Origin of the sequence: Indibacter alkaliphilus LW1 (genome assembly GCF_000295935.2) — a bacterium.
In the GTDB taxonomy this organism is placed as follows: Bacteria; Bacteroidota; Bacteroidia; order Cytophagales; family Cyclobacteriaceae; genus Indibacter; species Indibacter alkaliphilus.
Genome location: NZ_ALWO02000052.1, coordinates 1 through 23,037, shown reverse-complemented (window position 1 = coordinate 23,037; position 23,037 = coordinate 1). Strand labels below are relative to the sequence as shown.

Sequence of the window (23,037 nt, the reverse complement as noted above, 5' to 3'; positions counted from 1 at the left end):
TGTTTCTAACCTAATCTTGAAATCCCATTTATTTTAGTATTTTTTTGGGTAGATTGCTTCTAAAACACTGTACATCAGCAAAAATTAACAATTAACTTTAAACTATAGGATTATGAGAAACTTAATGCTATTGCTTTTTACGGTTTCTATTATTTCCTGTACCAACAGCGGAAATAACTTAGAATCAGTTTCTAGCAACAAAGAGGAAATTGATATCCTAAAAGAATTAGAGTCTATTGAAGAGACTAGAGCAGGATTTGAGCTGGCTATCAAAGAAAAGCGCTATGCTGACTTAAAAAACTATGCAACGGAAGACTTGATTTCCCTAACTCCTATTTGTGGAGAATGGGAAGAATTTAAGAGGCTTAGGAACAATCCAAATGAATTATTTAGCTATGACAGTTTAATAATGAGACCTGAAGAAACCGTTATTGTGAGTGATAGTGTGGCCTATGACTTTGGCACAAGTTCGGTTTACTATACCAACGATGTAGGAAAGCCAGTGGAAATCTCGGATACCTTTTTAGCAATTTTAAAGAAGGAAAAGAAAGATGGACGTTGGAAACTTCATAGGGAGGTGGCAACCACTAATAAAAGGAAATAAGGTAGTGGAATGATTGCGGATAATTATATGCTTTTTTAGCTGAATGGATTTATGATACGGTCAAGTTTAATTTAAACTTCTCCCAAATACACCGAATCGGACAGGATTACTTTTCCTTTATACTTTTCCTGGCTGAATGCCAGATAGACATGCCAGGACTTGGCATGCGCCTGTTCGGAAAGTGGGATAAGGTGCTGTTTGGCTGAGCGAATGCTTCCCTGGAAATCCCAGACCACTTGCTTAGTGCCGGGATGATGAAGTACCAGAAAAGACCTGTCTGTCGGTTTAGCGCTGGATTGCCAGGAATTATCCTCCCAGAATATCAAAATACCCTCGGATGTTCTTTCTGCTTTGGACTCAATGGCCGGCATGAGTGAACCCCTGCTCATTTTGATAAGGGCAGGGTCAATATGGAATTCCTGGCCTTTGAAACTGAAGCAATGGGTTTTGGTGTAGGATACACAGGCATGGTAGGGCCTTTTGGCTCCTTCGGCGAATTCCTGGTACCCAAATGCGATGACCTTGGTCAGGCCTTTGAGGTATTGCTGGGTCAGGGCCATTTTGTCCTGAGACATTTTTTTCAGGGGGCTGACTTTCCGCTTTTTGGCTTTGGACTGTTTGCCCGGTGCGGAACGGACATAGGTCACTCCGTCCACTTTATAAAAAATCAGGTTGCCAACCCTGCCTTCAATGGCTGATGCAAGTGTGCCTCTTACTCTTCCCATATCAGTGTTTGCTTAAAGTGAACTATGAAGATAAGGATAAATTCCGAAATATCAATTGTATATGTAGTTGATTTTAAAAGCAATCCAAGAGCATTATTATAATCAATAAAAAATGCTGTAGAGATGCATTTGGATTAGTCAATGAATGGTGATACTGCTGAGAATGGGTAAGAAAAAGTGAAAGCTTTGTTTGTTATGTATCGGGAGAGAGGGAGGGATTTACGAAGTACGATTTACGAATTACAAGGCCATCTACTTACTCCAACCCATCTTGGTTCATCGTACTTTGTACTTGGTACCTTTCTCATATCTCGTATCTCACGTCTCATATCTATTATTTACGAAGTACGATTTACGAATTACGAGGCCCTCTACTTACTCCAACCCATCTTATGTCTTATGTCTAGCGTCTTAAGTCTTAAAATGATTTACGATTTACGAAGCCTACTTCATACTCCAGCATTATGTCTAGCGCCTTAGCGTCTTGGCATGAACATTTATTACCACGAAGGTATTATGTTTGAAAAATAGGCATAAGCTAGATTTCATATATTAAAGGAAGAATTTCAACCTTAACCTTTAAATAATATGAGTATCCGGATATTTGCACCTTGAACCATAAGAACCAAAGCTTCAACTTTACCATTAACTGTAAAATGAGACCTTGGAGGGTGGGACGAATTTCGACCGGGCCAGCGCAGGCCTTGAGCGTGGATAGGATTCGAAATTCTTGATTTTTTGGCTACTTTTTCATCAAGGAAAAAGTAGCTTTATAATTAAGTTTTGGTTAAAATTCAGTGGTAAGAATTGGTTCAAAACAATGAATGCATACTGGAAAAGAAGCGTATAACCACAAAAGCTTCACATTGTCCGGAGGTTGTGCCTTCGGACTGTTGGTAAAGGAGTTTATAACTCCGATCCTACCATTATCAGCTTCGCGCCTTTGCGCCTCCGCGCGAACCTTTATTGCCATGAACCTGTCCCGATCCGGGACAGGTTAGGCGTGAACCTTTTCTAATTCAGGCAAGCGCCTATGAGTTGACCTGCTTAATGATCTTTTTGATTTGGTATTCCTTGCATTTAAACAGAAAGGCCAGGTCTTTATCTGAAAAAAAGTGCATAAATTCTTGAAAATTATTTTTCATAGCCCGATAGCCATCTAATCTTGAAAGCAAGAAAACCTGATACCATTGAATAGATTCCTTTAGTATCCGCCTGTTTAAGGCTGAGGCTAAAGGAATAACTTCAGGCACTTCTTGAAGCAGTCTGGGTTCCAGTTCCCTGTCCAGTTCAAAAATAGAAGTATAGGTGAGTGCTTTAAGACCAAAATCAGTCGGTTGATCTGAAAAATAGGAATCAAAATCAGCAGCCACCTTCCCCGGTTCAAATATGCGCAGCCTATAATCCCTGCCTTTTTCTGAAGGCAATATTTTGGCGACATACCCTTTGTTTATAAAATGAGCAAAACGGTCTTTCTCTCCCGGTTTCTTGATTATATTTCCTTTGTCATACCTTTTTTCGACTACGAAAGGTTCTATTTTGAAATACACGCTTTCATCCAACCTCACCAAGTGGTCAAGGTGCTTTTTCAACTGTAGTATACGTAAATTTCTCCCCATTTTTGGAAAATTAAAAAACTACAACAAAACAAACTAAAGACCCACATAGACAAACTTAAATAATTCGTGGATTTTTGTCAAAGGCATTACTTCTATAAATTTTGAAATTTACCGAATTTTTATGCTGGTAAACAGATTCGGTAAATTTGGGAAAAAACCTTCATAAAGATTTTTTAGGTGCATTTGCATTTTTTAATTTCAGTTGAAAATGAGGATGTTATCTATGAAGGAAGACATAATTCAAGCAAAGGAAAGGGTATTCCCCTCGCGTACAGTACTGATTCAAATTGCTGTATTTGTGCTGGTGATTATTTGGACCTATTCCGGTGTAGAGAAACTAATGGACTGGAACAGGAGCTGGAATGCTTTCCACAATCAGACCTTTCCTTCAGACCTGGCGGACATCCTGAGCTATGCAGTTCCCATTGCAGAACTGGTGTTGGCACTGCTTCTGGTACTTGGCTTTACCCGATGGTGGGGGCTGATGGGCTCGGTATTGCTGCTGACGGTATTCAATACCTATGTGGGGCTGGTCTGGTGGGGAGCATTTCCCAGGGTTCCCTGCAACTGTGCCGGGTTTCTGGAAAGTATGGGATGGGGAGCGCATTTCTGGTTCAATGCTGCCTTGTCGCTAATGATTGTATTTGTCCTATGGATCCAAAAAGAGAATTGAGAATTCATGATCCAAACAGCAGGTAGCTGGTTTGACCTGAATTTCAAAATCTTGTGCTGCTTCACTCAGAAGCCTGGGGTTGTGTGACAGGCTTTACCCGGCAGTACAAGGGGGATGACCCTCCCCTTGGTGGAGCTTCCACTGTAGCGGTCAAAACGCTTCCCTGATGCATACCTAGGACAGGGGGGCAATGTAAATTATGTTTAACCATCGGGCAGCAAAAGCTGCCTGATACAAACTTTAATGTTATGAACAAGTTAGTAAAAATCCTGCCCGCATTTGGGCTGGTACTGGCTGCGGCATTTGCTTTCGCATTTACAGAGCCGGTGAGTGTAAACGAGGAGCCTTTGTTTGGAACTCCTGATGAAGGGATTACTTGGGTACGGGTTAATGACCCTCAAAATCCGGTAAATTACCAATGTGATCAGGGAAGTGAGTCTTGTCTTTATACAGATGAGGATCTTGGGTCTCCAGCAGGGCCAATGGACAGTAAATTCATTTTGCAGTAAGCAATTGAATAGACTTTAAATTCAGACAGGGCTACTTTTTTGAGGTAGCCCTGTCTCTTTTATATTAGTAGAAAGATTTTTCTCTTTCAGGCAAAGGTAAAGTATACCCTACACTTAAATCTAAAGTAAGTAATTCCTCCCCGACTCTTCTTGAAATGGTGCCTGATTGACCGCCCTCACTTCCAATTCTTTTAAGATCCATCCATTTCAGGCCTCTGAAAACCAACTCACGTTCCCTTTCTTCCAAAACATAGCCAAGAGCGTCATCAAGGGTGGTAAATTCCAATGCTTCAAAAGTCCCGACCTCAAACCTTTTTTCCGATAATGTATTCAGAAGTCTTGTTCCTTCGCTCATATCGCCCAATCTGATTTTAGCTTCTGCAGCGATCAGATACATTTCTGCGGTTGTTGGTCCGGTAAAAAGTGTCTGGGAATTGTCATAGCTTCCTCTGAAATTGAAAAATCCACCTGGCCTTTCAATGAAGAAAAGTTCTCTTCTCAAATCATTTTCATGATATAGAGCAAGCAATCTTTCACTTATAACCAATGATTCTGTATTCCGGATAAATGAATGATTCTGCATTCTACTGTGACAAAGTACTTCTTCATTAAATCTGGTAAACGGGAAACTGACATTTGGGTCTATATCATTGTAATCCAACAGCATACTACGGTCAATCAGCGCTTCATTTGCCGATGAGAAAGCACGTTCATAATCACCAAGATACAGTGCAACCCTTGCCATCAATGCATTGGCCGCAGATTTCGTAGGTCTTGTTTTAAATTCTGTTGTGGAAGGAAGTAGCTCAATTGCAGCCTTTAAATCTTCCATTATCACATTGAATATTTCCTCAACTCCTGCCAGCTGGGGCTGAAATTCAAAATCAGGGGCCAATTTTAGGGGAATTTGAAACTCACTGTTCCCAGCGGTCTCCAAATACGGATGAGGCAAAAAGGCCATCGCAAGATTAAAGTAGGAATTGGCCCTAAAATATTGTGCTGTACCCTTCACATAGTCCCAGGAGATATCTTTCCTTTCCAGCAGGTTGATCTGTTCAAGAACGATGTTGGAGATAAGAATAGAACTGTAGGGGCCCCTAAAATCAAACACGATGTCCTCCGTAAGAAAAGGGGTTGGATTCCAAACTGCTACCTGCTGGAGGTAATCTACTATCTGTAAATAGCCTGAGGCTGTTGAGTTGTACTCATCGGCCATAACTAATAGGGCTGCAATATCCTGATTGAGGTTGTCACTGTTGTCCAGTAAAGCCTGTAAGGCAGGAATGGTTTCTGGTACATCAAGATCTTTGGTTGGCTTTGCATCAAAGAACGAATCACATGAGGAAACGATCCCTAGTATGAGCAGGTTTAAGGCATAAATCAATATTTTTTTCATAATCATTTAGCTTTGTATTCCAGGACCGGCAAGGTTTTTTCATCATATACCGATCAGGAATTTGTTAGGTAATTTCACAGGTTTACTTAAAGGTCAAATCTGACTCCCAATGCTACACTTCTCAGAGGCCTCATGGTCTGGAATTCAGGATCAATCCGCTCATTTGTGGCCTTCCAGAGGATACCGACATTATTCACATAGCAGTAGATTTCTGCACCCGATAAGGGTGAATTCTTCGGCAAACCTGTACCAGGTCTGTAGGAAAGTCGGATATCCTGAAGCCTGATATTATCGGCACTTTCTATAAGAGAGCCAGAACCTTGGTAAAACAAATGCCTTGCATTGTTCAGTCCGACAGGCAATGAAGGGACATTGGTAATAGCTTCATCCCCTGGCTGCTGCCACCTTTCTGAAAAATCACCATGGGTGATCATACCCCTGTTCAGATCCATGTAATTGACAGATCGCCTTCTGTAATAATGGCCAAATCTATAGGATAGGTTGAATGAGATCCCTAAGGCTTTGTACATGAAATCATTGCGGACAGATCCAAAAGCAGTTGGCCTTGCAGGGCCATGATAGTAGAGGGTCTCCGGAGTAAAGGAATTGATAATTCCTGCATAATTTGTAGATGCTTCTCCCTCAAACAGGCCCATAGGGTCACCAGTATCAGGATGAAGTCCTTGCCATCCATAGGAATAAACAGCAAAAAGGGGATTGCCCTCCATTGGCATCACCGAAGTGGAAGCCGATCCTATATATTGGCCTACAGACCTGCTACCGTCAAAGGAGAGCACTTTGTCGTTCACAAAACTTATGAGGTATTGGGTATTCCACCTAATCCCCCTGTCCAGATTGAGGGTATTGAGTGTAATATCCCAGCCCATGGTACGCGTACTTGAAAAATTCCCTCTGAAATTCATCAGTCCGTTGGATTCTGGTATTAGAGACTCTCCAATCAGGTCAACACCGGTTTTTGTGTAAAACTCTATGTTACCGCTTAACCTGCCGGACTTATTTTCAAAATCCAGCCCAAAATTGGTAATCTTTATTCTTTCCCATCTTAAATCTGGATTGGGAGGGGTATTGATAAAACCATAGGGGAGACCCGGAATGATCATATTAAAGGTAGTATACCGCATGGTTGTCAGTGCACTTGAAAACCTGTCCACATTTCCGTTGTATCCATAAGTAGTCCTCAATTTTAGGAATGGCATATAGTCCCAGTTAAAAAAACTTTCATTGCTGATCAGCCATGAACCACCTACACTCCAAAGAGGGACTCCCCTTTGGTTGGCATTAACACCAAAAAGGTTTGACATATCCCTCCTTCCGCTCATTGTGAGCGTATATTTATCCTGCAGAGTGTAGGAAGCATTGGCGAAATAGGAAACAAACCTGTCTATGTCCCCACTGTGCAAGCCTCCGTAGGGGATCGCCTGCCTTGATCCTGGATTTTGGAATTGTGGAAATAGGGTGACATGGTCTATCGGCGTACTGATTCCAAGCCTGTCATTGTATCCGTAGTAGGACATCCTATCCTGTAGGGACTGCCTGTCCCGCATTTCCCAGCCACCCAGGGCTGCAAGCTCACCAATTTGGAATTTTCTGGAATAATTCAACTGCCCTCTCAAGTTGTGGCTGAAGGACTCCCTTTTGGTGGTATATAGACGGCTGCCCAATGGAACTGGCCTTGATAGAGATCCGTCTTCTGCCACTTGCGTAAAACTGTTGATCAGGTTCCTCATAGTAAAAAGCTCCTCTTCCTGAAGGTTGCTGCTTGACAGGTTGTTCCTCCAAAGTTGGTACAGGACCTGGGCATTTAGCCCTTCTATTATTTTGTAATTGGTTCCCAGATTTATCCTGAAATCATCTGAACCGGTACGGGAATTCACCATGCCGATTTCATCCAGCGGCCTGAAACTCCAGTCAAGCAATCCGCTGCCCTGCATCTGGTCCCTGAACCTGGTATTGATTGCGGATACCACAGCAAGGTTGTTTCCGTTAGCGTCCCGAAGAGCCTCATAAGGATGCAAAATGTTCGGCACGGAAGTACCGCTGCGGTCAGCTGTTTTGGAATAGGCTATTCCTGTTGAAATTTCCAAGCGGTTGCTGAAAGCAGACCATGAATTTTTTGCCGTAAGGGTAATTCTTTCAAAGGTATTGTCTATGACATCACTTCCATTTCTGTCATAGCCTGCTGAAAAGGCATAGTTGTGGTTTTTTCCTCCACCGGTTAGCTGAAGGGCATATTGTTGGTTCACAGCAGGCCGGTAATAGAAATCCCTCAACTGTTCTCTTCTATCCTGCTGGGAAAAGGTTGCCAATGCCGCATCGCGCTCACTCTGACTGATCAGTCCGTTGCGCTCTGCAAGCATTGTTTCCACCACTGGTGACAAGGGCTGCCTGGAAGGAGCATTGATCTGAGCATTGTAGTAATTGGCCTCAAACAAGCCTCTTTCATGGTTGACGAAGTCACCGATATCCATTAGGGGCTGATAGAACAAGTCCTGTGGCTCTATCACATTGACGTTGGAATTGAAGGAAACTTTTAATGGCATGTCCATCTTACCTTTTTTGGTGGTAATGATGATGACACCGTTTCCTGCCTGAGCTCCCCAAATAGAGGCTGCTGCCGCATCTCTGAGGACAGTTACAGATTCCACATCATTGGGATTGATGTTTTCCAATGGCCCCTCATAAGGAAGGTTGTCTATGACAATCAGAGGAAAGGAATTCCCGAACAAGGTTGACCTTCCCCTGATACTCAGTGGGTCTGTATTCGGGCTGTTTCTATTAAAAATCAGTCCCGAGGTCACATCCTCCAATCTTTCAAGGATATTGGTGCTTATTCTTCTGTCTACCAGTTCCTGTCCTACTTTGACGAAGGAGCCTGTTGCCCTTTCCTTTGGGATTTCATGATAGCCCGTGGTTACCACTTCCACTTCACCCAAGTCCATTTGATCCGGCTCGAGAATGATGGTCAGCTCATTGGTCTGGGGATAGTCGAGCTGGAGGGTGTAAGTTTTAAATCCCAGATAGGAAACTGTCAGGGTATGGATACCCTCTTCCAGAGAAATACTGAACTCCCCTTGTGCATCGCTGATAGCAGATCTGTCCGAGGGCCTTATCATAATGACAGCGCCTGGGAGTTCCTGACGGTTAGGCATGGTGAGAACAGTCCCTTTAAGCTGTGCCTGAGAAGCAAGGGGAACAAGGGCCAATGCCAAAATGAACAGCCCTAAAGGCAGTTTTTTAAGTAAAGCTTTTTTCATGATGTCAGTTGTTTTGGTTGGAATTTGTTCTGTGTTGTGAGTTTTGAGTGGGCTTTTTCAATTCATCCAGGAGATACTCCCGCATAGAGGAAGGATCATGGGGCATAGTTCCTGATTTCAGTATTCTGCCATCGGGAGAGATGAGCATTTGGGTAGGGAAACTTCTGATAAGATGTGCTTCCAGAAAGGGATGCTGCTCCCCTGCGTAGAGATTGGTCAGTCCCTCTCCCCGAAAAGTTTCCGAATCAATAGTTTTTACCCACACTTCCTGCTTTTTATCAGCAGATACTGCAAGCACTTCTATGGGATGACCCTCTTTGGCCAAAGCCAACAAATGGGGCATCATTTCCTTTTTGAATTTCAGACAGGAGCCGCATCCGCTGATCCAGAAATCCACAAAAAGAAACTTACCGGAATGATCCTTGAATGCTACTTCCTCCCCATCTGTGCTTTCGAATGTGGCCAAATCAAGGGATTGATGATTTTCCACCAAAAGACCCAACAGTTGTGTCCGGATCTTTTGTGATTGGATATTGGGTATTTGGGTTTGAAAGAAGGAGGGGGAGAATTTTGCCCTGTACTTTATCATTAATTTTGCCCAAAGAAGGTCTTCTAGCTCATTGGAAAATGTTTCCATGATTTCAGCCAATGGGGTTGATTCAGCCAGGGACTGCCAGTACACCGAAAGCATAAGTGCCTTCCGATATGGGTCAGGATAGAAAGTTTCATGGCTATCCAGTTTGACCAAGCCTGAAATCAAATCAGCTACTTGAAGATTTGTAAAATAGGGAGAACGGTGATTGCCTTGAGAGATCAACAAATCCAATGCAGGCAATATTGATTTCGCCACGGTCTCCATCAGGAGAATGTTGTACAATTCCCCGCTGATACCTCCACTATACCTGTCCAGGATTGCGCGGATTTCATTATGGTCAAGAGAGTTGCTAAGTAAGGCCTCAATCCTTTCCGCAATCTTTTGGTCGGTGTCTGCAATGTCAACTTTCCTGTTCCATCCGGGCCGGTAGGAATCCAGAAGTTGTTGATGCACTATTTTTTTATCCTCTGTATCGAGAAAAGAAGAGGCATCCGAAATCATGATCAGTGGATTAGTCCTGATTCTTGATTTTTTGAGCGCTCTGTCCAGCTGTTGCTGCAATTCAAATTTATAGCCCTGAGGACCCAGAAAGTAGACTTCCTCTTCGAGATGGATCCAGATAGAATCTCCCTGTTCGATAAGGTAATGGTCTATGATTTTGGTCCCACCGAAGAATATATCGATATAGGAGTACTTCTCTTGAGGGTTAATTTCCAATGAGCCTGACATCATACCAGGGTCAGCGGTCAGAAAAGATCCTTTAGTGAGGTGGAGATCAATCTTGTCAGGTTTCGGAAAGGCAGCGTCTAAATCCAAAAACTCGGAGTACAGGATTACGGAAGCATCGACCATATCCGATACCCCTTTCTTTTCCAACTTAATATGGACTTTTGTATCATGGATATTTCCGGCAACCTGAGAAATCGCTTTTAAGGAAAATAAGAGGCAGTGCAAAGTCACAAGGAAAATAGCCCTTGATAATTTATTGTTCTTGGATAGTGAGAAGCAGCCTTTAAAGGTTTTAGATTGTTTCATGTGTAGGTATTTTATATTGATAAAAAAAGGAGGCCGGAATGCACGGTTATCAACTAAATTTCCGGCCCGGAAGCGGGGCTTCCCTCCCGGGGTAGTACCGTCACCTTATGTGAATCCGCTAGCTACATTTGGGTCTTTAAATCAAATCACCTTATGAGGAAAGTGAACCGGGAGCCTTGAAGGGAGTTAGGGGTAAAGTTTTTACTTAGGGAAATTCCCTGGGCTTGAGGTAAGAGGGCATGCAAACATGCCTGCTGCCGTCTTTGAGGGAGAGCTTTTGGTATGGCAGTCCCTTGATGAGCACCTTTGCTGAGCGGAAGGAGATCATCAGTAACCTTTCCCGGATCAGGTCAATGGCATTGTTTATAATCTGGCTTTTACAGCGGGGAAATGACCGTAGGTGTACGTCATCCTGATCCGTAGCTTGCGGAGGAGAAGGATCTCCTTCCCTTAATAGTGGGAGATTCTTCACTGCGTTCAGAATGACGATCCCTCCATATCTGTCAATGGTATCCGTAGCTTGCGGAGGAGAAAGCCTGTCCCGCAGATTTGCGGGGGATCTACCTACTCTCAAAGGAAGGATACTCTTCGCTTCACTCAGAGTGACGGCCCCTACAATCCTGTCAATGGCAGTGTTTATAATCTGGCTTTTACAGCGTGGAAATGACCGTAGGTGTACGTCATCCTGATCCGAAGCTTGCGGAGGTGAAGGATCTCCTTCCCTTAATAGTGGGAGATTCTTCACTGCGTTCAGAATGACGATCCCTACATTTCTGTCATAGGTACCTCGTACCGTAAGCGCCAGTGATGCCAGCCAGAGTACCGTGCTGAGACTTCTGGGATACTTGGAGCCCAGGTCAGTCACTGCCCTGATCCTGGAGGCGGCCGGACAGGCATGGGCAGGGTATAGCCTGTAATGGATCCACCTTTGTAAGAAGGAGGGAGCGGAAGGGCGGGGATTCCCTGCCCGACTCCCATAAGGGTGATCCACAACTCTTTTTCGTATGCCGTAGGCTTTGCTTCGGTATAGGCATAGGAATGCCAGGAAGCAGTTTTTCATGAAGTGCTTCATTGGAGATAAGTTTAGATATGTTGGAAATACAGCCCTTGTAAATAGGGTGTTGTACAAAGTACAAAGTACCATGTACCAAGACCTATAATTGTAGGCTGGATCAAGAGACCGATTAGATTATTATACCTTACGACTGAGTCAAACCCCTACAAAAGGTAAATCCGTCTATGGTCTATCGTCTATCAACTAGTATAATAGACTCACAGACCCGTCTTGTCTCTTGCTTTCCCGATGCTCGGGACAGGCTTTGCTTCTTGAATCTCACAAGTGGGCCTAAAAGAGTATCTATAGCTTGTGGAGGTTTCGTATGCCCACCTGGAAGGAAAATAGGTTCAAATAGGGTTTTTGGGTTTTCTTTTGAATAGGATTTCAAAAGGGGATATTGATGAGGAGTCTGAAATTTCAAAACCACAATAATAGACTGAACTTATATTCACCGATTTACATCTTCTCTTTGGTTGAGTTGAAGATTCCTGATCAAATAAGTGAATAAGCAAGTCCATATTTTACCGTTTCCAAATAAAAGATTCAATCAAATATTCCAAATCAGCTAATAACTGCTTATATTGAACTATGATTGCTTTAAGACAAATTTTGGAAATTTGTATGAAGGGAATTCGTTAAAAAAAGTACTATTCAAGGAAGAAATTTTCTAGTTCAGTCAAAAAAGTACTGCTATGGTCAAGGCACAAAAAATCATGAGGATACTTCGGGAATCCCGGGATTACTCTCAGGAATATGTAGCCAATGTGCTAAATATTAATCAGAAGACCTATTCTAATTTGGAGTCAGGGAAGACCAAGCTGACTTTGGATAGGATTCAGCAACTGTCTGAGTTTTATCATGTGAAGCCAGATTATTTTCTGTCAGATGAGTTGCCAGTAATCAATTATAATACTGGGCCAAAAAGTAACAGCAATAGTGGTTACATTCACAATTATATTAATGATCAAAGTACAGAGTCACTTTATGAAAGAATTATTTCTGAAAAAGACCAACTAATCAAAGAAAAAGACCACCAAATTGGCCTTTTAAAGGAAGTTATTGAGATATTGAAATCAGAGTTGAATTCTAAAAAATCTAAAAATTAAAAATATGAGTAATATCCCATTTAAAACATTATTACTTGACCAGAATGTGACAATTGAAGAAGTCTCTAAAGGCTCGGAAATTCCACTTGAAGAACTTAGGGGAATCAAAGATGGAAAAGTGAAAATGACTATTCAAAATGCAATAAAGCTTGGAGATTTTTTTAATATTCCTGCAGAGGTATTTTTTTTAGAAAACGCCAGTGTTAATCACAATAATATTGGGGAAAAAAGTAATAGCAACAGTGGGTATATTGGAACTTACAAAAATGATTGAATAACAAATCACCTCGTTTTTAAATCAAAAAGCTCCGAAAACCGGGGCTTTTTTGGTTTATATAGGTGAAATTACCCTGTACAGGGTATTTTTTGGGAGAGGGGAAATGGGTAGGTTTGGGGATGTGGGGATTTAGTTGATTTTAATGTGATGATAATAATCTCAGGTTTACGATCAGCTATTGATTAATCTTTGAATTAATTGAAATTTTAATAAATGATGTTTTTATGATACCAAGCTATCAGTTTTTGTTAGCTTGGAGGAATAGATACGTTTTTATAAATAAGTTATGTGGCATTTTAGGACGACACAAACCGAAAATGAAGCAAGATATAAAACTGACATTTCAAATTTTATCAAGACATCTGATTATTGGTGCTTTGGTGACAGTTTTTATTTTTTGGCTAATCAATGAAATACCAAACAGCGACTATTTAATAGCAAGACTTCATATTTGGCTGACAATTCCATTCGGACTGACACTTTCAACTTGGCTGACTTCTAAACTGATTTACAAACAAGTGACAGGACAGAAAAGAAACGTTTATTTAGTTGCATTCAGCTTTATTCTCTTCATTTGGACAATTGCATTCCTTTCGACAGCTTTGAGTGAAGGAGTTTTGGCGACAATTAAAAACAGACGATTTGAAATTTTTGACGCACTTCAAGGTTATGCAATATATCGACTTTGGTTTTATTGGGGTGCAGGAATCATTCACGGGCTGACAGGTGGGCTATTTTTATCAATGGACTTGAAAACACTCAAACAATGAAAAAAATATTTTTTAGCATATTGGCCGTATTTGTTCTAATCATTGGAACTTATTTCATTTGGTGGAACTTGCCTTTGACTATAAACAGAAGTTCAGACATAAAACTTGGCGAGCAGATAATAGAAAAGATTGAAAGATATCAAAAACAAAATGGCTTACCCGACAACAACGATTGGGAAACATTGCGAAAATTTGGTTTTAGAGACAAAATTGATTTTTTGCAACCAGAGTACAGAAAATTAAGTGAAGACAACTTTGAACTTATTTATGTGGAAGGTTTTGACGGGCCATATTTAATGTGGAATTCAACAGAGAGAAAATGGAAAAATGGTTATCCGACATTTGACAAACCGACAGAAAATGAATAGAAAAGCGGCATATAACACGGGTTTTGCGTCAGGCGGGGTGACATGCAAACTTGGAGCTTTGTGCTTCTATTCAAGTTCAGTGCAGTTTGACAGTTTTGTCCTCCGAAATCCCGCCCGAACGCAAAGCCCGAAACCGTTATGGTGTATAATAGAAAACGAAAAACCTAAAGAACAAGAAAATGAGAAGTGAAGAATACAGATACGTAACTACTCGATTTTTCGAGAATGACATTTACACGTTTTCAATGAAAATTTCTGACTTGCTAGACATCACCTATGTTGCAGCACGGGGAAAAAGCACAGAACAAGGCGCAGTTCAAAGGATTCTGAACAAACAAAGAATTTCTTTAATTAGGAAATTCATCTTGGAAGGAAATTTATTTGTGAACACATTCATTCTTAATTGGACTGACACAGATAATCAGCCAAAAATAAAAAAGGATACTCTCAATCTTCCACTTCAAGGTAGAAGAGCTCAAATCTTGGATGGTCAACATAGAATTGAAGGACTTCGAGAAGCAGCCAATTATGATTCCGCAATAAAAGAAAAAGAAGTATTAGTTTCATTAGCAATTGGGCTTACAACTAAAGAAGCAGCCAAAATATTCCTTAATATTAATAGCGAGCAGAAACCCGTCCCTAAAAGTTTAATTTATGATTTATTTGGAGAAGCAATTGAAGATAAGGAACACGCAATAAATCGTGCTACAGATATAATTGAATTTTTAAATACCGAAGAGACATCACCTTTCTATCAAAGGGTAAAATATCCAGGTAGTCCAAAAGGAAGTGGATTAATTGACCTTGCCATTATTGTCAATGCAATAAAACCTCATCTAGGAGCAGATGGTGTTTTTAATCGACTTCAACTAAATGAAATTGAAGTTCAGCAGAGAATTATACTCAACTATTATAGTTCTATTAAAAAATCTTACCAAAAGGCTAATAATTTATGGGATAAAAGCACGGAAAATCCATTCATTAAGGGTGCAGGTTTTAATGGGTCATTTGAGTTTCTAGTTGAGACTTTAATACCAAAGTGTCAAGCTGATAAAAATTTCTCAATGGAATACTTTGAAGAAATAATGAAGTTAGAACCGGATTATCTAATTACAACTTCTGATTTCCGAAACTTGGATGGAAAATCTGCAAGAAAAACAGTAAAGAATTTCTTCAACGAATGTTTTACAAAAGATATTCCGAAAAGTGATGAATACAAGTTTTAAAAGAAACGATGTTCAACTCTACATTGAAAATGCCCAGAACTGCTATGAAGTGGAGAAATGGGGTTCATACAAACATATTTTCATAAAGTGGAAAATTGAAGAAAAGGATGTTCTTCCATTGAAGAACTGTAGAGAAAGTGATATTTCTTCATATTTCTTTAAAGCACTAGAAAGTTTTTTTTGTGCCATAGAAGATTTGCATTACGGGAAGCAAAGCTGGGCCATTGTTAAATTATATTATTCAATTTTTTACCTACTTCGATGCGATATTTTACTTTCCGGCCATTTAATTGTACGTAATGGCGCATTATATTATACAAAATTAAAGAAAGATGAAGGTTTTGTTGCATTTAACAAGAAAGCAAAAGGAGACCATCAGTTAGCAATTGAACTTGTCAAAGAGCTAAAAAAGAAAGGCGAGTTATCTGATCCAATTCTTGATAATCAAATAGATGATTTAGACCCCTATAGTTGGTATTTGCACCATAGAGAAAGAATTAATTATTCTCAAAAGAACTTTTCAGAACCAGACATAGATTTTTGCTTCGTTCATTTAGAAAGTTATTTTAAAGACAAAAAAGTGATTGAACTTTTTAATTTTTATAATTCTAAAGACTATTCAATATGCTTTGACACTGACCACTCAATTCTGTCAATACCATACAAAAAAATACAACAAATTATTGATAAAAATAATGGAGAAATAGACCTTTCAATGCACAATACTAAGAAGGTTTTATTTCACTTAAGGGAACTTAAATTATTTGGCATTGAAAAAACAGAGATATTGAATTTAATAAAAAAGGAATGAATTACGCACCATAACATCACCTACACTCAAGCAGGGGTTTAGTGCTTCGTAGGACAGGATATTGATAAATTTAAAGATTATTTCTTCGTAGAAAGTTTAGTGCTAATAATCCCTGCCTGCATATAGCTGAATCCCGTTGTGCTTCATACAAAAAAAGACCCACAGATAATTAATGGCGACCTTAATTCCATCATATGACAAAATACTTTCGTTAAAGGTAAAGCCTGAGGAAGGAGAATTGCATTTGCTTAAATTCTTGGATTCTCAACTTGACCAATCATTTGAGGTTTATTTCAACCCATATATGAATGGTGACCGACCAGACATTGTCATTATGAAGCAAGGACAAGGAATCCTAATTGTTGAAGTAAAAGATTATGACCTAAATAGCTATGAACTTGATGAAAGAAAAAATTTTGTAATAAAAAGTAACAAAACAAAAACTCATAAATCTCCAGTTTCTCAAGTCTTAAAATACAAAGACAACTTATTTGAACTCCATATTGAAAACTTACTAGAAAAAAAGATAAAGGATATAAGGCATTTCAATACTGTTTCTTGTGCTATATATTTTCATAATGCAACCTCAGATAAAATCAAGGAACTCCTTGTTGAACCTTATGAACACGATAATCGATACCTGTCATTCCTCAAATATAATATAGATTTTATAGGGAGGGATAACCTAAATGAATTTGACCTGAAAGAATTACTAAAGAACAGGTATTTAATTTCTAAACGACCTTCTTTCCTTTTTACAGATGATATTTACAGTAGTATAAAGAGATTTCTCAAACCACCTGTTCATTTAAAAGAAGAGGGTGAAGATATAAGATACAGTCAAAAGCAACTTGAAATAATCTATGAATCAAATCGTAAACAACAGAGAATAAAGGGTGTTGTTGGTTCAGGAAAAACCACTGTACTTGCTGCAAGAGCAGTTCAAGCTCATAAGCGGACGAAAGGCAACGTTCTTATCTTGACTTTTAACATTACACTCAAAAATTTTATCAAAGACAAAATAAGCAAGGTTAGAGAAGATTTTTCTTGGGAACATTTTGTCATATCAAATTATCATTTATTCATAAACTCTGAACTTAATAATTTAGGAATTCCTATCAAAGTTCCTGATGGATTTGACGAATATACAGAAGAACAAAAAGATGATTATTTTGAAAAGGAATATTACTCAAATAAAGAATTATTCATTGAGAATAAGGACAAAATAAAACCTTATGATGTCATTTTAATTGATGAAATTCAGGATTATAAAAGACCTTGGATGGAAATCATCAAGGAATGTTTTTTAGTTACAGATGGCGAGTATGTTTTGTTTGGTGATGTAAAACAGAATATATATAACAATCAAACTGAGGGTAAAGACATTTCAACCAATGTAAAGGGCGTTAACGAGCTGAAAAACTGTTTTCGTTCCGGCTTCAAAATAAAAGACTTAGCAATCCATTATCAAAAAGATATATTCAAGGATAAATATGAAATTGACTCATTTAACCAAAAAAGTCAAACCCTTGAAATTGAATTTGAAAGAAATCAACAAGGTAGTATTAACTACATTTTTCTCCCCAATGCTGATAGTGTTTCAAGCTTGTACACAATAATTCACGAGAATGCAATCAATAGAGATATTCCACCTAATGACATAACTGTTTTGGGAAATTCAATTGGGCTTCTTAAAAAATTTGACGCTTTCTACCGATATTCTTCAAATGAACGCACAAACACAATGTTTGAAACATTTGAAATGGTTTATCGAATGGGACTTAATTATTTAAAGAATAACAGGCCTGATTGGCTTAAGAGTGGTATTACACTTATAAAAAGACAAAATGATAGGTCAGAAGCAAGGGGCTTCAATCAACTTAGTACTTTGTTTACATTAAACGATTTGTATGTCGAATATCCAGACCGTTTTAGAGGCAAACTTGAATTTTATTGTGAGAGATTTTCCACCAAACTATCTGACTTTTTGGATTATTTGGAAAAATATAAAGAGGAGCTCGGAGGTTTTAAGAAGGAATTTGGACCTGAGAGACAATCCGGTAATCTTAAAATGATTCGGAATAACAAAAAAATCCATTTTTATATGAATAGTGGCACGGTAAAAATTTCCACAATACATAGTTTTAAAGGATGGGAAAGTGAAACAGTTTTCCTCATTCTTGAAGATTACAATTTTCAAATGACCTTTGACGAGATATTGTATACAGGTATAACAAGAACAAGAGCTAATCTTATTTTAATAAATTATGGAAATCAAGAGTACCATACTAAACTAAAAGACTTGATTGAAAAAGTAAAATGAAAAGTACGAAAGCACAATATCACCTATACGCAAGCAGGGGTTTCGTGCTTCGTAGGACAGGTAAGTGGTAAATTTAAAGTTCAGTTCTTCGTAGGAAGTTCAGTGGTAAAAATCCCTGCCTGCGTATAGCTGAGAAACGTTGGGCATATTTAAAAAAACGCGAATGATAGAACAACATCCATTTGAACCATTTATTCCAGAAGACAGTACAAGACTCATTTTAGGTAGTTTTCCAGGAAAAGAATCAACTCAATCAAAAAGAGAGAATGATTGGTTCTACTGTGCTGCAAGAAATCAATTTTGGAAAATTCTCGAAATTGTTTTCGATAGAGACTTATCAGATAAGAAAAATAAACAAAAACTATTCAAGGACAATAATATTGCAATTACTGATATATTGCTCTCGTGCCAAAGAAGTGAAAACAAAAACTCTGATGAAAACCTGATAAATAAGGAATACAACAAAAAAGCAATCAATGAAATTTTGACAACTAAAAATATCAAACAAATTCTATTTACGGGTAAAGGGGTTCACAAGGAGTTCATTGAGAACTTTGAATTTCCAAAACATTTGGACTTAGTAGTTCTTCCATCTCCATCTCCGGTTTATAGAAGATTGAACTTGCAGGATAAAGCCAAAATTTACAAAGACTATTTTACAAAAGAATGATAACTGACAGCCAAACAAATTTTGTATTCATAGCGGACATTCTTTCAACCAAATATCCTGAGTTTGCAAGAGAATTTATGTCCAAGCTCGAACAGGCAAAAATCCCCTTTGGAGTTCTTCCTAACACAATGGACGTTTGGGCTGTGGATTACATGCCAGTTCAAGTTTCAGAAAATAAGTTCGTAAGGTTCACCTATAAACCTGACTATTTGATTTCAACCAAAAAATGGTCAAGGACAATTTCTGACGTTGATTCAATTTGTGAAGCCATTGGAATAAAAACCGTGAAATCTGAAATAATTTTAGATGGCGGAAACATTTCAAGATGGAATGATAAAGTGCTGATGACAACCAAGATATTTACTGAAAACAATACCATCCCTGAATTAAAGCTTATTGAACAACTGAAAAACCTTTTTGAAGTAAATGACATTTTTTTTGTTCCAGTCGAGAAAGGAGATTGGCTTGGACACGTTGACGGAATGGCGAGATTTATTAGCCAAGACACAGTTTTAATTAATGACTTCAGCAATGAAGACCAGAAAGACTACATTGACTTTTTGGGAGCTTTACATAATTCAGGACTGAAATGGAAGACCTTTCCTTTTAACCCATATGGCAATGAAGATTTTGATGATGCCGCAGGACTTTACCTGAACTATCTTGAATTAGAAAATCATTTAGTTTTACCAATTTTTGGAAAGGAAACAGACAAGGATGCAATTGAAAAGTCAAAGGAAATTTTTCCTGACAAACAAATAATCACAGTCAAGAGCAATGAACCTGCAAAACACACAGGAATCATAAACTGCTTGACATGGAACATAAAAAAATGAAGAAAAGCATTCCCTAATCGAGTAGCCCGACCTGAGCCAAATGGCTCAGGTTGAGACTCTCACACCACCATACGTACGGGTCTTCCCCCACGTGCGGGAGCGGTTAACTGGATTGTAGGTTGCGCCATCCTGTATGACTTTGTCGGGGAGTATTTGAGGTTTAAGAATAGTATAGATCCGTAATATCTTCTTCTTAGGCAGAGCAAAAGTTATTCTAGAGATTAATTTAGGAGGTTTATCTGTCAGTGATTGGTGTTATCATATCTTTTTTTCAACTCTAAAAAGTCTCCATTTGAAAGAATTTTGATGTTTTTATTTTTTTGAGAATTCAGTACATGGATCTTTTGGATTTTAGACCAACCATATCCAGCACCTATTATTACAAAATCAACCTTACTAGTAATCGATGGCTTTATTAAACCACCGTGTTTTATAATAAACTCTTTACAAGATTCTCGGTTCTCGGTAAGCTCTCCTGTAAAAACAAAGCCAGAATCTTTAATACAAATTGAATTAAGTTCCTCTTTGCTTTTTGAATATTTCCTGATAATATCCAAATTCTCATTTTCGACTTTTAGGCTGAGATCTTTGGATGATTTTTTAGCATCTGAATTATCTGAGCTAATATTCCTTATCAATTCTCTATAATCAGGAAACAATTCTATCAATTCACTAAAGACATTTGCACATACTGCTGCATCTTCTTGAGGATCATGATGATTTGTTATTTCTATATCGAATTTTTTTGCTAAGTCAGTAAGCTTTTTGGGATGTCCAGTTTTCTCCGCAAGCCTCATTGTATCTAAATAATTGATGTTGAAATTTTCAATTTCATAAAATGAAAATAGGCTCTTCATAACACTTAAATCCATACTTGCATTATGAAAAACAATTAAGTTGTTATTAAAGTATTTATGGAGTTCATAATCCCAAAGTTCCCTGAAGTTTAAAGAAAACTCAAGATCATCATTGGTAATCCCATGCAAATTAGTATGAGTACTTAAAAGCTTTTCTCCTTTGGGCGGAAGAATAAAATGCTTTTCCTTATGTACAAAAGTTTCATTTTTCACAAATGCAAGGCCTAAAGCACAAGCACTAACTCTATTGTTATTGGCTGTTTCAAAATCAATTGCGATGAAATCAAAATCAGAATTAAAGTATTCAGGGAACTTGTGAGGATTCTTAAAACTTCCAGTTTGGATTTTTTTTAGGATTGCTTCTGAATATTGAGGTTTAAATTTATGTCCTAATTTTTTGGACTCTTCGAACCATCTCTCAAGAAAATAAACAGGTTCATTTTCAACGAAACGAAAAAACCTAAACTCATTTTCTGTCTGTGGATTAACTCCTTCAACAGTAATTGAGATTTTGTCTTGTGATTTAAATAAATTTTTAAACCAGTTCATAGGCTGAGGATTTATTCGGTCATAACTATTTGAATGGCATTAATTAATATTAACCCTACACCTTTAAATATTTCCCTAAGTTTAAAATACATACAAGTATTTATAAAGATGTTGTTTTATTGATCACAAGAAAACAAAGAAATAAAAGATAAAAAATACCCTGTACAGGGTATTTTTTGTTTGGAGGGGATTGGGTAGGTTTGGTAAATGGGAATCATCAACAATATTATTGATAGCATGCAAACTAGGAATGCAATCTGCTTCTGTGGAAGGTGATTGTTTTATGCAATTAAACTAAACCATGGAAAATTTCGGAGATATACTATTTAATGCAATATCATATACGAGGTCACTTTTGTTCGCTGAAGGAGAGTTGGCCAATTTGACTGTACTTTCAAATGATAGGGTTATCCAACTAATAGATGAGGATAAGGAGGAAACCATTAAAATTGACCATCCTGTTGGTTGGAGGGCAGATGATACACCAATTAATTCAACAATCACTTATTCGAAGGAGGAGCTGATTAATAGGTATCGATTTATGAGTGAGACTAAATTGCCCTTAGATGGAATTTATAGATTAGTTACTTTGACCGAGACACTTCTAAGCTTTATTCTGAAGAACGTATTGATTGAGTTTCCAGGCAAAATTCCAAACAAAAGAAAAATTGATGTTTCTTTAGCCTTAGGTGCTGACTCTATTGAATCGATAAAAATTGGAATTGTAGATAATATTTTAAACGAAATCGCATACAAATCACCCAAAGAGTTTGCAGAAGAGTTTCATAATTATGTTGGTTTAAACTTACTTGAGAATCCAATCTATCATAAGTATATAGAACTGAAAGCTACTAGGGACATTCATATTCATAATAGTGGATATGCAAATGATATCTATCTAGCTAAAGCAGGGCCGCTTTCTAGAGTTAAATCAGGAATATATCTACCCGTAACAGTCCAATACTTCTTGCAATCATATGAAGCTTGTATTCAGCTAACTGAGATTTTGGAAAATGAACTACATAAGATTTGGCCAAGTCCTGAATACCTGAAAAGTAAGGCAGCAATGAACGAAAAAGGAAAGGAAAAAGTAATTGAGGAAAATGTTGACCAAGTTATAGAAGAATCTCAGAAGAAAGCCAAAGAAGGTCATACAGATAATGAATAATAATAACTGCATACAATTGAGTAGACGGCCTCGCCAGATTTCTCTGATGAGGTGCGCCTCTCACACCACCCCCGAAAGCTTTCGGGGTACGGGTCTTCCCGCACGTGCGGGAGCGGTTCATCAAGCATAGGATAGCCGCTGTTTTCACCGACTATCCCTTTTCTTTTAGCTTCCAGTTGCTAATATGGCCTTTGCTGATTTTTCTTATTATTTTCCCGACACTCAAAGATACCCTTTGGTTCAAGGCTTAGTCATGGACTCTTACCCTCGAATTCTTAGACATTATTTGTAAATAGCTCCGAAATCCGGGGCTTTTTTGATTTATATTGGTGAAATTACCCTGTACAGGGTATTTTTTGGGTGGGGGGAAATGGTAGGTTTGGTGATTGGGAAATATTAAAAGCATGCCATTTTGGAATGCGTTACGCAATTGCAAAAAGTAAATACTATGAGCCAATTTGAGAAAAAGAAACCCTTAAAAAATAAAGACCATGCCAAAAACTAAAACTGAAATTATTAAAGAGTTAAATGAAACTCAAAAACTTTATAATAGACTAGTTATACAAATTGGTCAAGGTTATTCTGAAA

General features: G+C 38.4%; 20 protein-coding genes. 13 read left to right on the top strand and 7 right to left on the bottom strand.

What is annotated here, in order from left to right; translation table 11 throughout:
* Positions 1–112 precede the first annotated feature (112 nt).
* Positions 113–604, top strand: coding sequence for a Cif family virulence factor (locus A33Q_RS18425; RefSeq protein ID WP_016255542.1), 492 nt, complete (start codon positions 113–115; stop codon positions 602–604).
* A 71-nt stretch (positions 605–675) separates the two neighbouring features.
* On the opposite strand, the gene A33Q_RS18420 is transcribed toward A33Q_RS18425, so the two are convergent.
* The gene (locus A33Q_RS18420; protein ID WP_009033204.1) at positions 676–1,329 is read right to left on the bottom strand and encodes a DUF6266 family protein; all 654 of its coding nucleotides are present in this window, start codon (positions 1,327–1,329) and stop codon (positions 676–678) included.
* Positions 1,330–2,360: 1,031 nt separating this feature from the next.
* The gene (locus A33Q_RS18415) at positions 2,361–2,948 is read right to left on the bottom strand and encodes a Crp/Fnr family transcriptional regulator (protein WP_040490691.1); all 588 of its coding nucleotides are present in this window, start codon (positions 2,946–2,948) and stop codon (positions 2,361–2,363) included.
* A gap of 223 nt (positions 2,949–3,171) precedes the next feature.
* On the opposite strand from A33Q_RS18415, the gene A33Q_RS18410 reads away from it, so the two are divergent.
* Both A33Q_RS18410 and A33Q_RS18405 read left to right on the top strand, forming a co-directional pair.
* Positions 3,172–3,621, top strand: a complete 450-nt coding sequence (locus A33Q_RS18410) for a MauE/DoxX family redox-associated membrane protein (RefSeq protein ID WP_009033206.1) — start codon at positions 3,172–3,174, stop codon at positions 3,619–3,621.
* Positions 3,622–3,869: 248 nt separating this feature from the next.
* A complete protein-coding gene (locus A33Q_RS18405) occupies positions 3,870–4,130 on the top strand; it encodes a DUF6520 family protein (protein WP_009033207.1) in 261 nt (86 codons plus the stop codon).
* 64 nt (positions 4,131–4,194) lie between these two features.
* Here the strand turns inward: A33Q_RS18405 and A33Q_RS18400 are convergent, their stop codons facing one another.
* From A33Q_RS18400 to A33Q_RS18385, 4 genes are all read right to left on the bottom strand, one after another.
* A complete protein-coding gene (locus A33Q_RS18400) occupies positions 4,195–5,526 on the bottom strand; it encodes a RagB/SusD family nutrient uptake outer membrane protein (RefSeq protein WP_009033208.1) in 1,332 nt (443 codons plus the stop codon).
* A gap of 86 nt (positions 5,527–5,612) precedes the next feature.
* Positions 5,613–8,801 carry a SusC/RagA family TonB-linked outer membrane protein gene (locus A33Q_RS18395; protein ID WP_009033209.1) on the bottom strand — a complete coding sequence of 1,063 codons (3,189 nt, stop codon included), beginning with the start codon at positions 8,799–8,801 and terminating at the stop codon, positions 5,613–5,615.
* Between the two features lie 4 nt (positions 8,802–8,805).
* Positions 8,806–10,431, bottom strand: a complete 1,626-nt coding sequence (locus A33Q_RS18390) for a TlpA family protein disulfide reductase (RefSeq protein ID WP_009033210.1) — start codon at positions 10,429–10,431, stop codon at positions 8,806–8,808.
* Between the two features lie 205 nt (positions 10,432–10,636).
* Complete coding sequence (locus A33Q_RS18385) at positions 10,637–11,503, bottom strand: hypothetical protein (protein ID WP_160169358.1); 867 nt, start codon at positions 11,501–11,503, stop codon at positions 10,637–10,639.
* A gap of 677 nt (positions 11,504–12,180) precedes the next feature.
* On the opposite strand from A33Q_RS18385, the gene A33Q_RS18380 reads away from it, so the two are divergent.
* The 9 genes from A33Q_RS18380 (at position 12,181) to A33Q_RS18335 (ending at position 19,875) form a co-directional block, all read left to right on the top strand.
* A complete protein-coding gene (locus A33Q_RS18380; RefSeq protein WP_009033211.1) occupies positions 12,181–12,594 on the top strand; it encodes a helix-turn-helix domain-containing protein in 414 nt (137 codons plus the stop codon).
* A 4-nt stretch (positions 12,595–12,598) separates the two neighbouring features.
* On the top strand, positions 12,599–12,868 hold the full coding sequence (locus A33Q_RS18375) for a helix-turn-helix domain-containing protein (protein ID WP_009033212.1): 270 nt from the start codon (positions 12,599–12,601) through the stop codon (positions 12,866–12,868).
* Between the two features lie 227 nt (positions 12,869–13,095).
* On the top strand, positions 13,096–13,641 hold the full coding sequence (locus tag A33Q_RS18370; RefSeq protein WP_016255538.1) for a hypothetical protein: 546 nt from the start codon (positions 13,096–13,098) through the stop codon (positions 13,639–13,641).
* Positions 13,638–14,009: a hypothetical protein gene (locus A33Q_RS18365; protein WP_009033214.1), complete on the top strand. Its 372-nt coding sequence runs from the start codon at positions 13,638–13,640 to the stop codon at positions 14,007–14,009. The genes A33Q_RS18370 and A33Q_RS18365 overlap by 4 nt, the downstream gene beginning before the upstream one ends.
* A 179-nt stretch (positions 14,010–14,188) precedes the next feature.
* Positions 14,189–15,235: a DGQHR domain-containing protein gene (locus tag A33Q_RS18355; RefSeq protein WP_009033216.1), complete on the top strand. Its 1,047-nt coding sequence runs from the start codon at positions 14,189–14,191 to the stop codon at positions 15,233–15,235.
* Positions 15,219–16,046, top strand: coding sequence for a hypothetical protein (locus A33Q_RS18350; RefSeq protein WP_009033217.1), 828 nt, complete (start codon positions 15,219–15,221; stop codon positions 16,044–16,046). Before A33Q_RS18355 ends, A33Q_RS18350 begins: the two co-directional genes overlap by 17 nt.
* A 172-nt stretch (positions 16,047–16,218) precedes the next feature.
* Complete coding sequence (locus A33Q_RS18345; RefSeq protein ID WP_016255537.1) at positions 16,219–18,369, top strand: nuclease-related domain-containing DEAD/DEAH box helicase; 2,151 nt, start codon at positions 16,219–16,221, stop codon at positions 18,367–18,369.
* Positions 18,370–18,532: 163 nt separating this feature from the next.
* Positions 18,533–19,039, top strand: coding sequence for a DNA-deoxyinosine glycosylase (locus tag A33Q_RS18340; RefSeq protein ID WP_009033220.1), 507 nt, complete (start codon positions 18,533–18,535; stop codon positions 19,037–19,039).
* Positions 19,036–19,875 carry an agmatine deiminase family protein gene (locus tag A33Q_RS18335; protein WP_009033221.1) on the top strand — a complete coding sequence of 280 codons (840 nt, stop codon included), beginning with the start codon at positions 19,036–19,038 and terminating at the stop codon, positions 19,873–19,875. The genes A33Q_RS18340 and A33Q_RS18335 overlap by 4 nt, the downstream gene beginning before the upstream one ends.
* Before the next feature lie 242 nt (positions 19,876–20,117).
* Here A33Q_RS18335 and A33Q_RS21670 read toward each other — a convergent pair whose 3' ends face one another.
* The gene (locus A33Q_RS21670; RefSeq protein ID WP_009033222.1) at positions 20,118–21,281 is read right to left on the bottom strand and encodes an exonuclease domain-containing protein; all 1,164 of its coding nucleotides are present in this window, start codon (positions 21,279–21,281) and stop codon (positions 20,118–20,120) included.
* Positions 21,282–21,582: 301 nt separating this feature from the next.
* Here A33Q_RS21670 and A33Q_RS18325 point away from each other — a divergent pair, with 301 nt between their 5' ends.
* Positions 21,583–22,449 (top strand): hypothetical protein, encoded by an 867-nt coding sequence (locus A33Q_RS18325; protein ID WP_009033223.1) that lies wholly within the window; start codon positions 21,583–21,585, stop codon positions 22,447–22,449.
* Positions 22,450–23,037: the final 588 nt, after the last annotated feature.

Coding starts and splice junctions, on each gene's coding strand:
- A33Q_RS18380 (WP_009033211.1), top strand. CDS start 12,181: ATGGTCAAGGCACAAAAAATCATGAGGATACTTCGGGAATCCCGGGAT.
- A33Q_RS18410 (WP_009033206.1), top strand. CDS start 3,172: ATGAAGGAAGACATAATTCAAGCAAAGGAAAGGGTATTCCCCTCGCGT.
- A33Q_RS18350 (WP_009033217.1), top strand. CDS start 15,219: ATGAATACAAGTTTTAAAAGAAACGATGTTCAACTCTACATTGAAAAT.
- A33Q_RS18390 (WP_009033210.1), bottom strand. CDS start 10,431: ATGAAACAATCTAAAACCTTTAAAGGCTGCTTCTCACTATCCAAGAAC.
- A33Q_RS18405 (WP_009033207.1), top strand. CDS start 3,870: ATGAACAAGTTAGTAAAAATCCTGCCCGCATTTGGGCTGGTACTGGCT.
- A33Q_RS18395 (WP_009033209.1), bottom strand. CDS start 8,801: ATGAAAAAAGCTTTACTTAAAAAACTGCCTTTAGGGCTGTTCATTTTG.
- A33Q_RS18340 (WP_009033220.1), top strand. CDS start 18,533: ATGATAGAACAACATCCATTTGAACCATTTATTCCAGAAGACAGTACA.
- A33Q_RS18415 (WP_040490691.1), bottom strand. CDS start 2,948: ATGGGGAGAAATTTACGTATACTACAGTTGAAAAAGCACCTTGACCAC.
- A33Q_RS18375 (WP_009033212.1), top strand. CDS start 12,599: ATGAGTAATATCCCATTTAAAACATTATTACTTGACCAGAATGTGACA.
- A33Q_RS18335 (WP_009033221.1), top strand. CDS start 19,036: ATGATAACTGACAGCCAAACAAATTTTGTATTCATAGCGGACATTCTT.
- A33Q_RS18425 (WP_016255542.1), top strand. CDS start 113: ATGAGAAACTTAATGCTATTGCTTTTTACGGTTTCTATTATTTCCTGT.
- A33Q_RS18345 (WP_016255537.1), top strand. CDS start 16,219: ATGGCGACCTTAATTCCATCATATGACAAAATACTTTCGTTAAAGGTA.
- A33Q_RS18355 (WP_009033216.1), top strand. CDS start 14,189: ATGAGAAGTGAAGAATACAGATACGTAACTACTCGATTTTTCGAGAAT.
- A33Q_RS18420 (WP_009033204.1), bottom strand. CDS start 1,329: ATGGGAAGAGTAAGAGGCACACTTGCATCAGCCATTGAAGGCAGGGTT.
- A33Q_RS18325 (WP_009033223.1), top strand. CDS start 21,583: ATGGAAAATTTCGGAGATATACTATTTAATGCAATATCATATACGAGG.
- A33Q_RS18365 (WP_009033214.1), top strand. CDS start 13,638: ATGAAAAAAATATTTTTTAGCATATTGGCCGTATTTGTTCTAATCATT.
- A33Q_RS18370 (WP_016255538.1), top strand. CDS start 13,096: ATGATACCAAGCTATCAGTTTTTGTTAGCTTGGAGGAATAGATACGTT.
- A33Q_RS18385 (WP_160169358.1), bottom strand. CDS start 11,503: ATGAAGCACTTCATGAAAAACTGCTTCCTGGCATTCCTATGCCTATAC.
- A33Q_RS18400 (WP_009033208.1), bottom strand. CDS start 5,526: ATGAAAAAAATATTGATTTATGCCTTAAACCTGCTCATACTAGGGATC.
- A33Q_RS21670 (WP_009033222.1), bottom strand. CDS start 21,281: ATGAACTGGTTTAAAAATTTATTTAAATCACAAGACAAAATCTCAATT.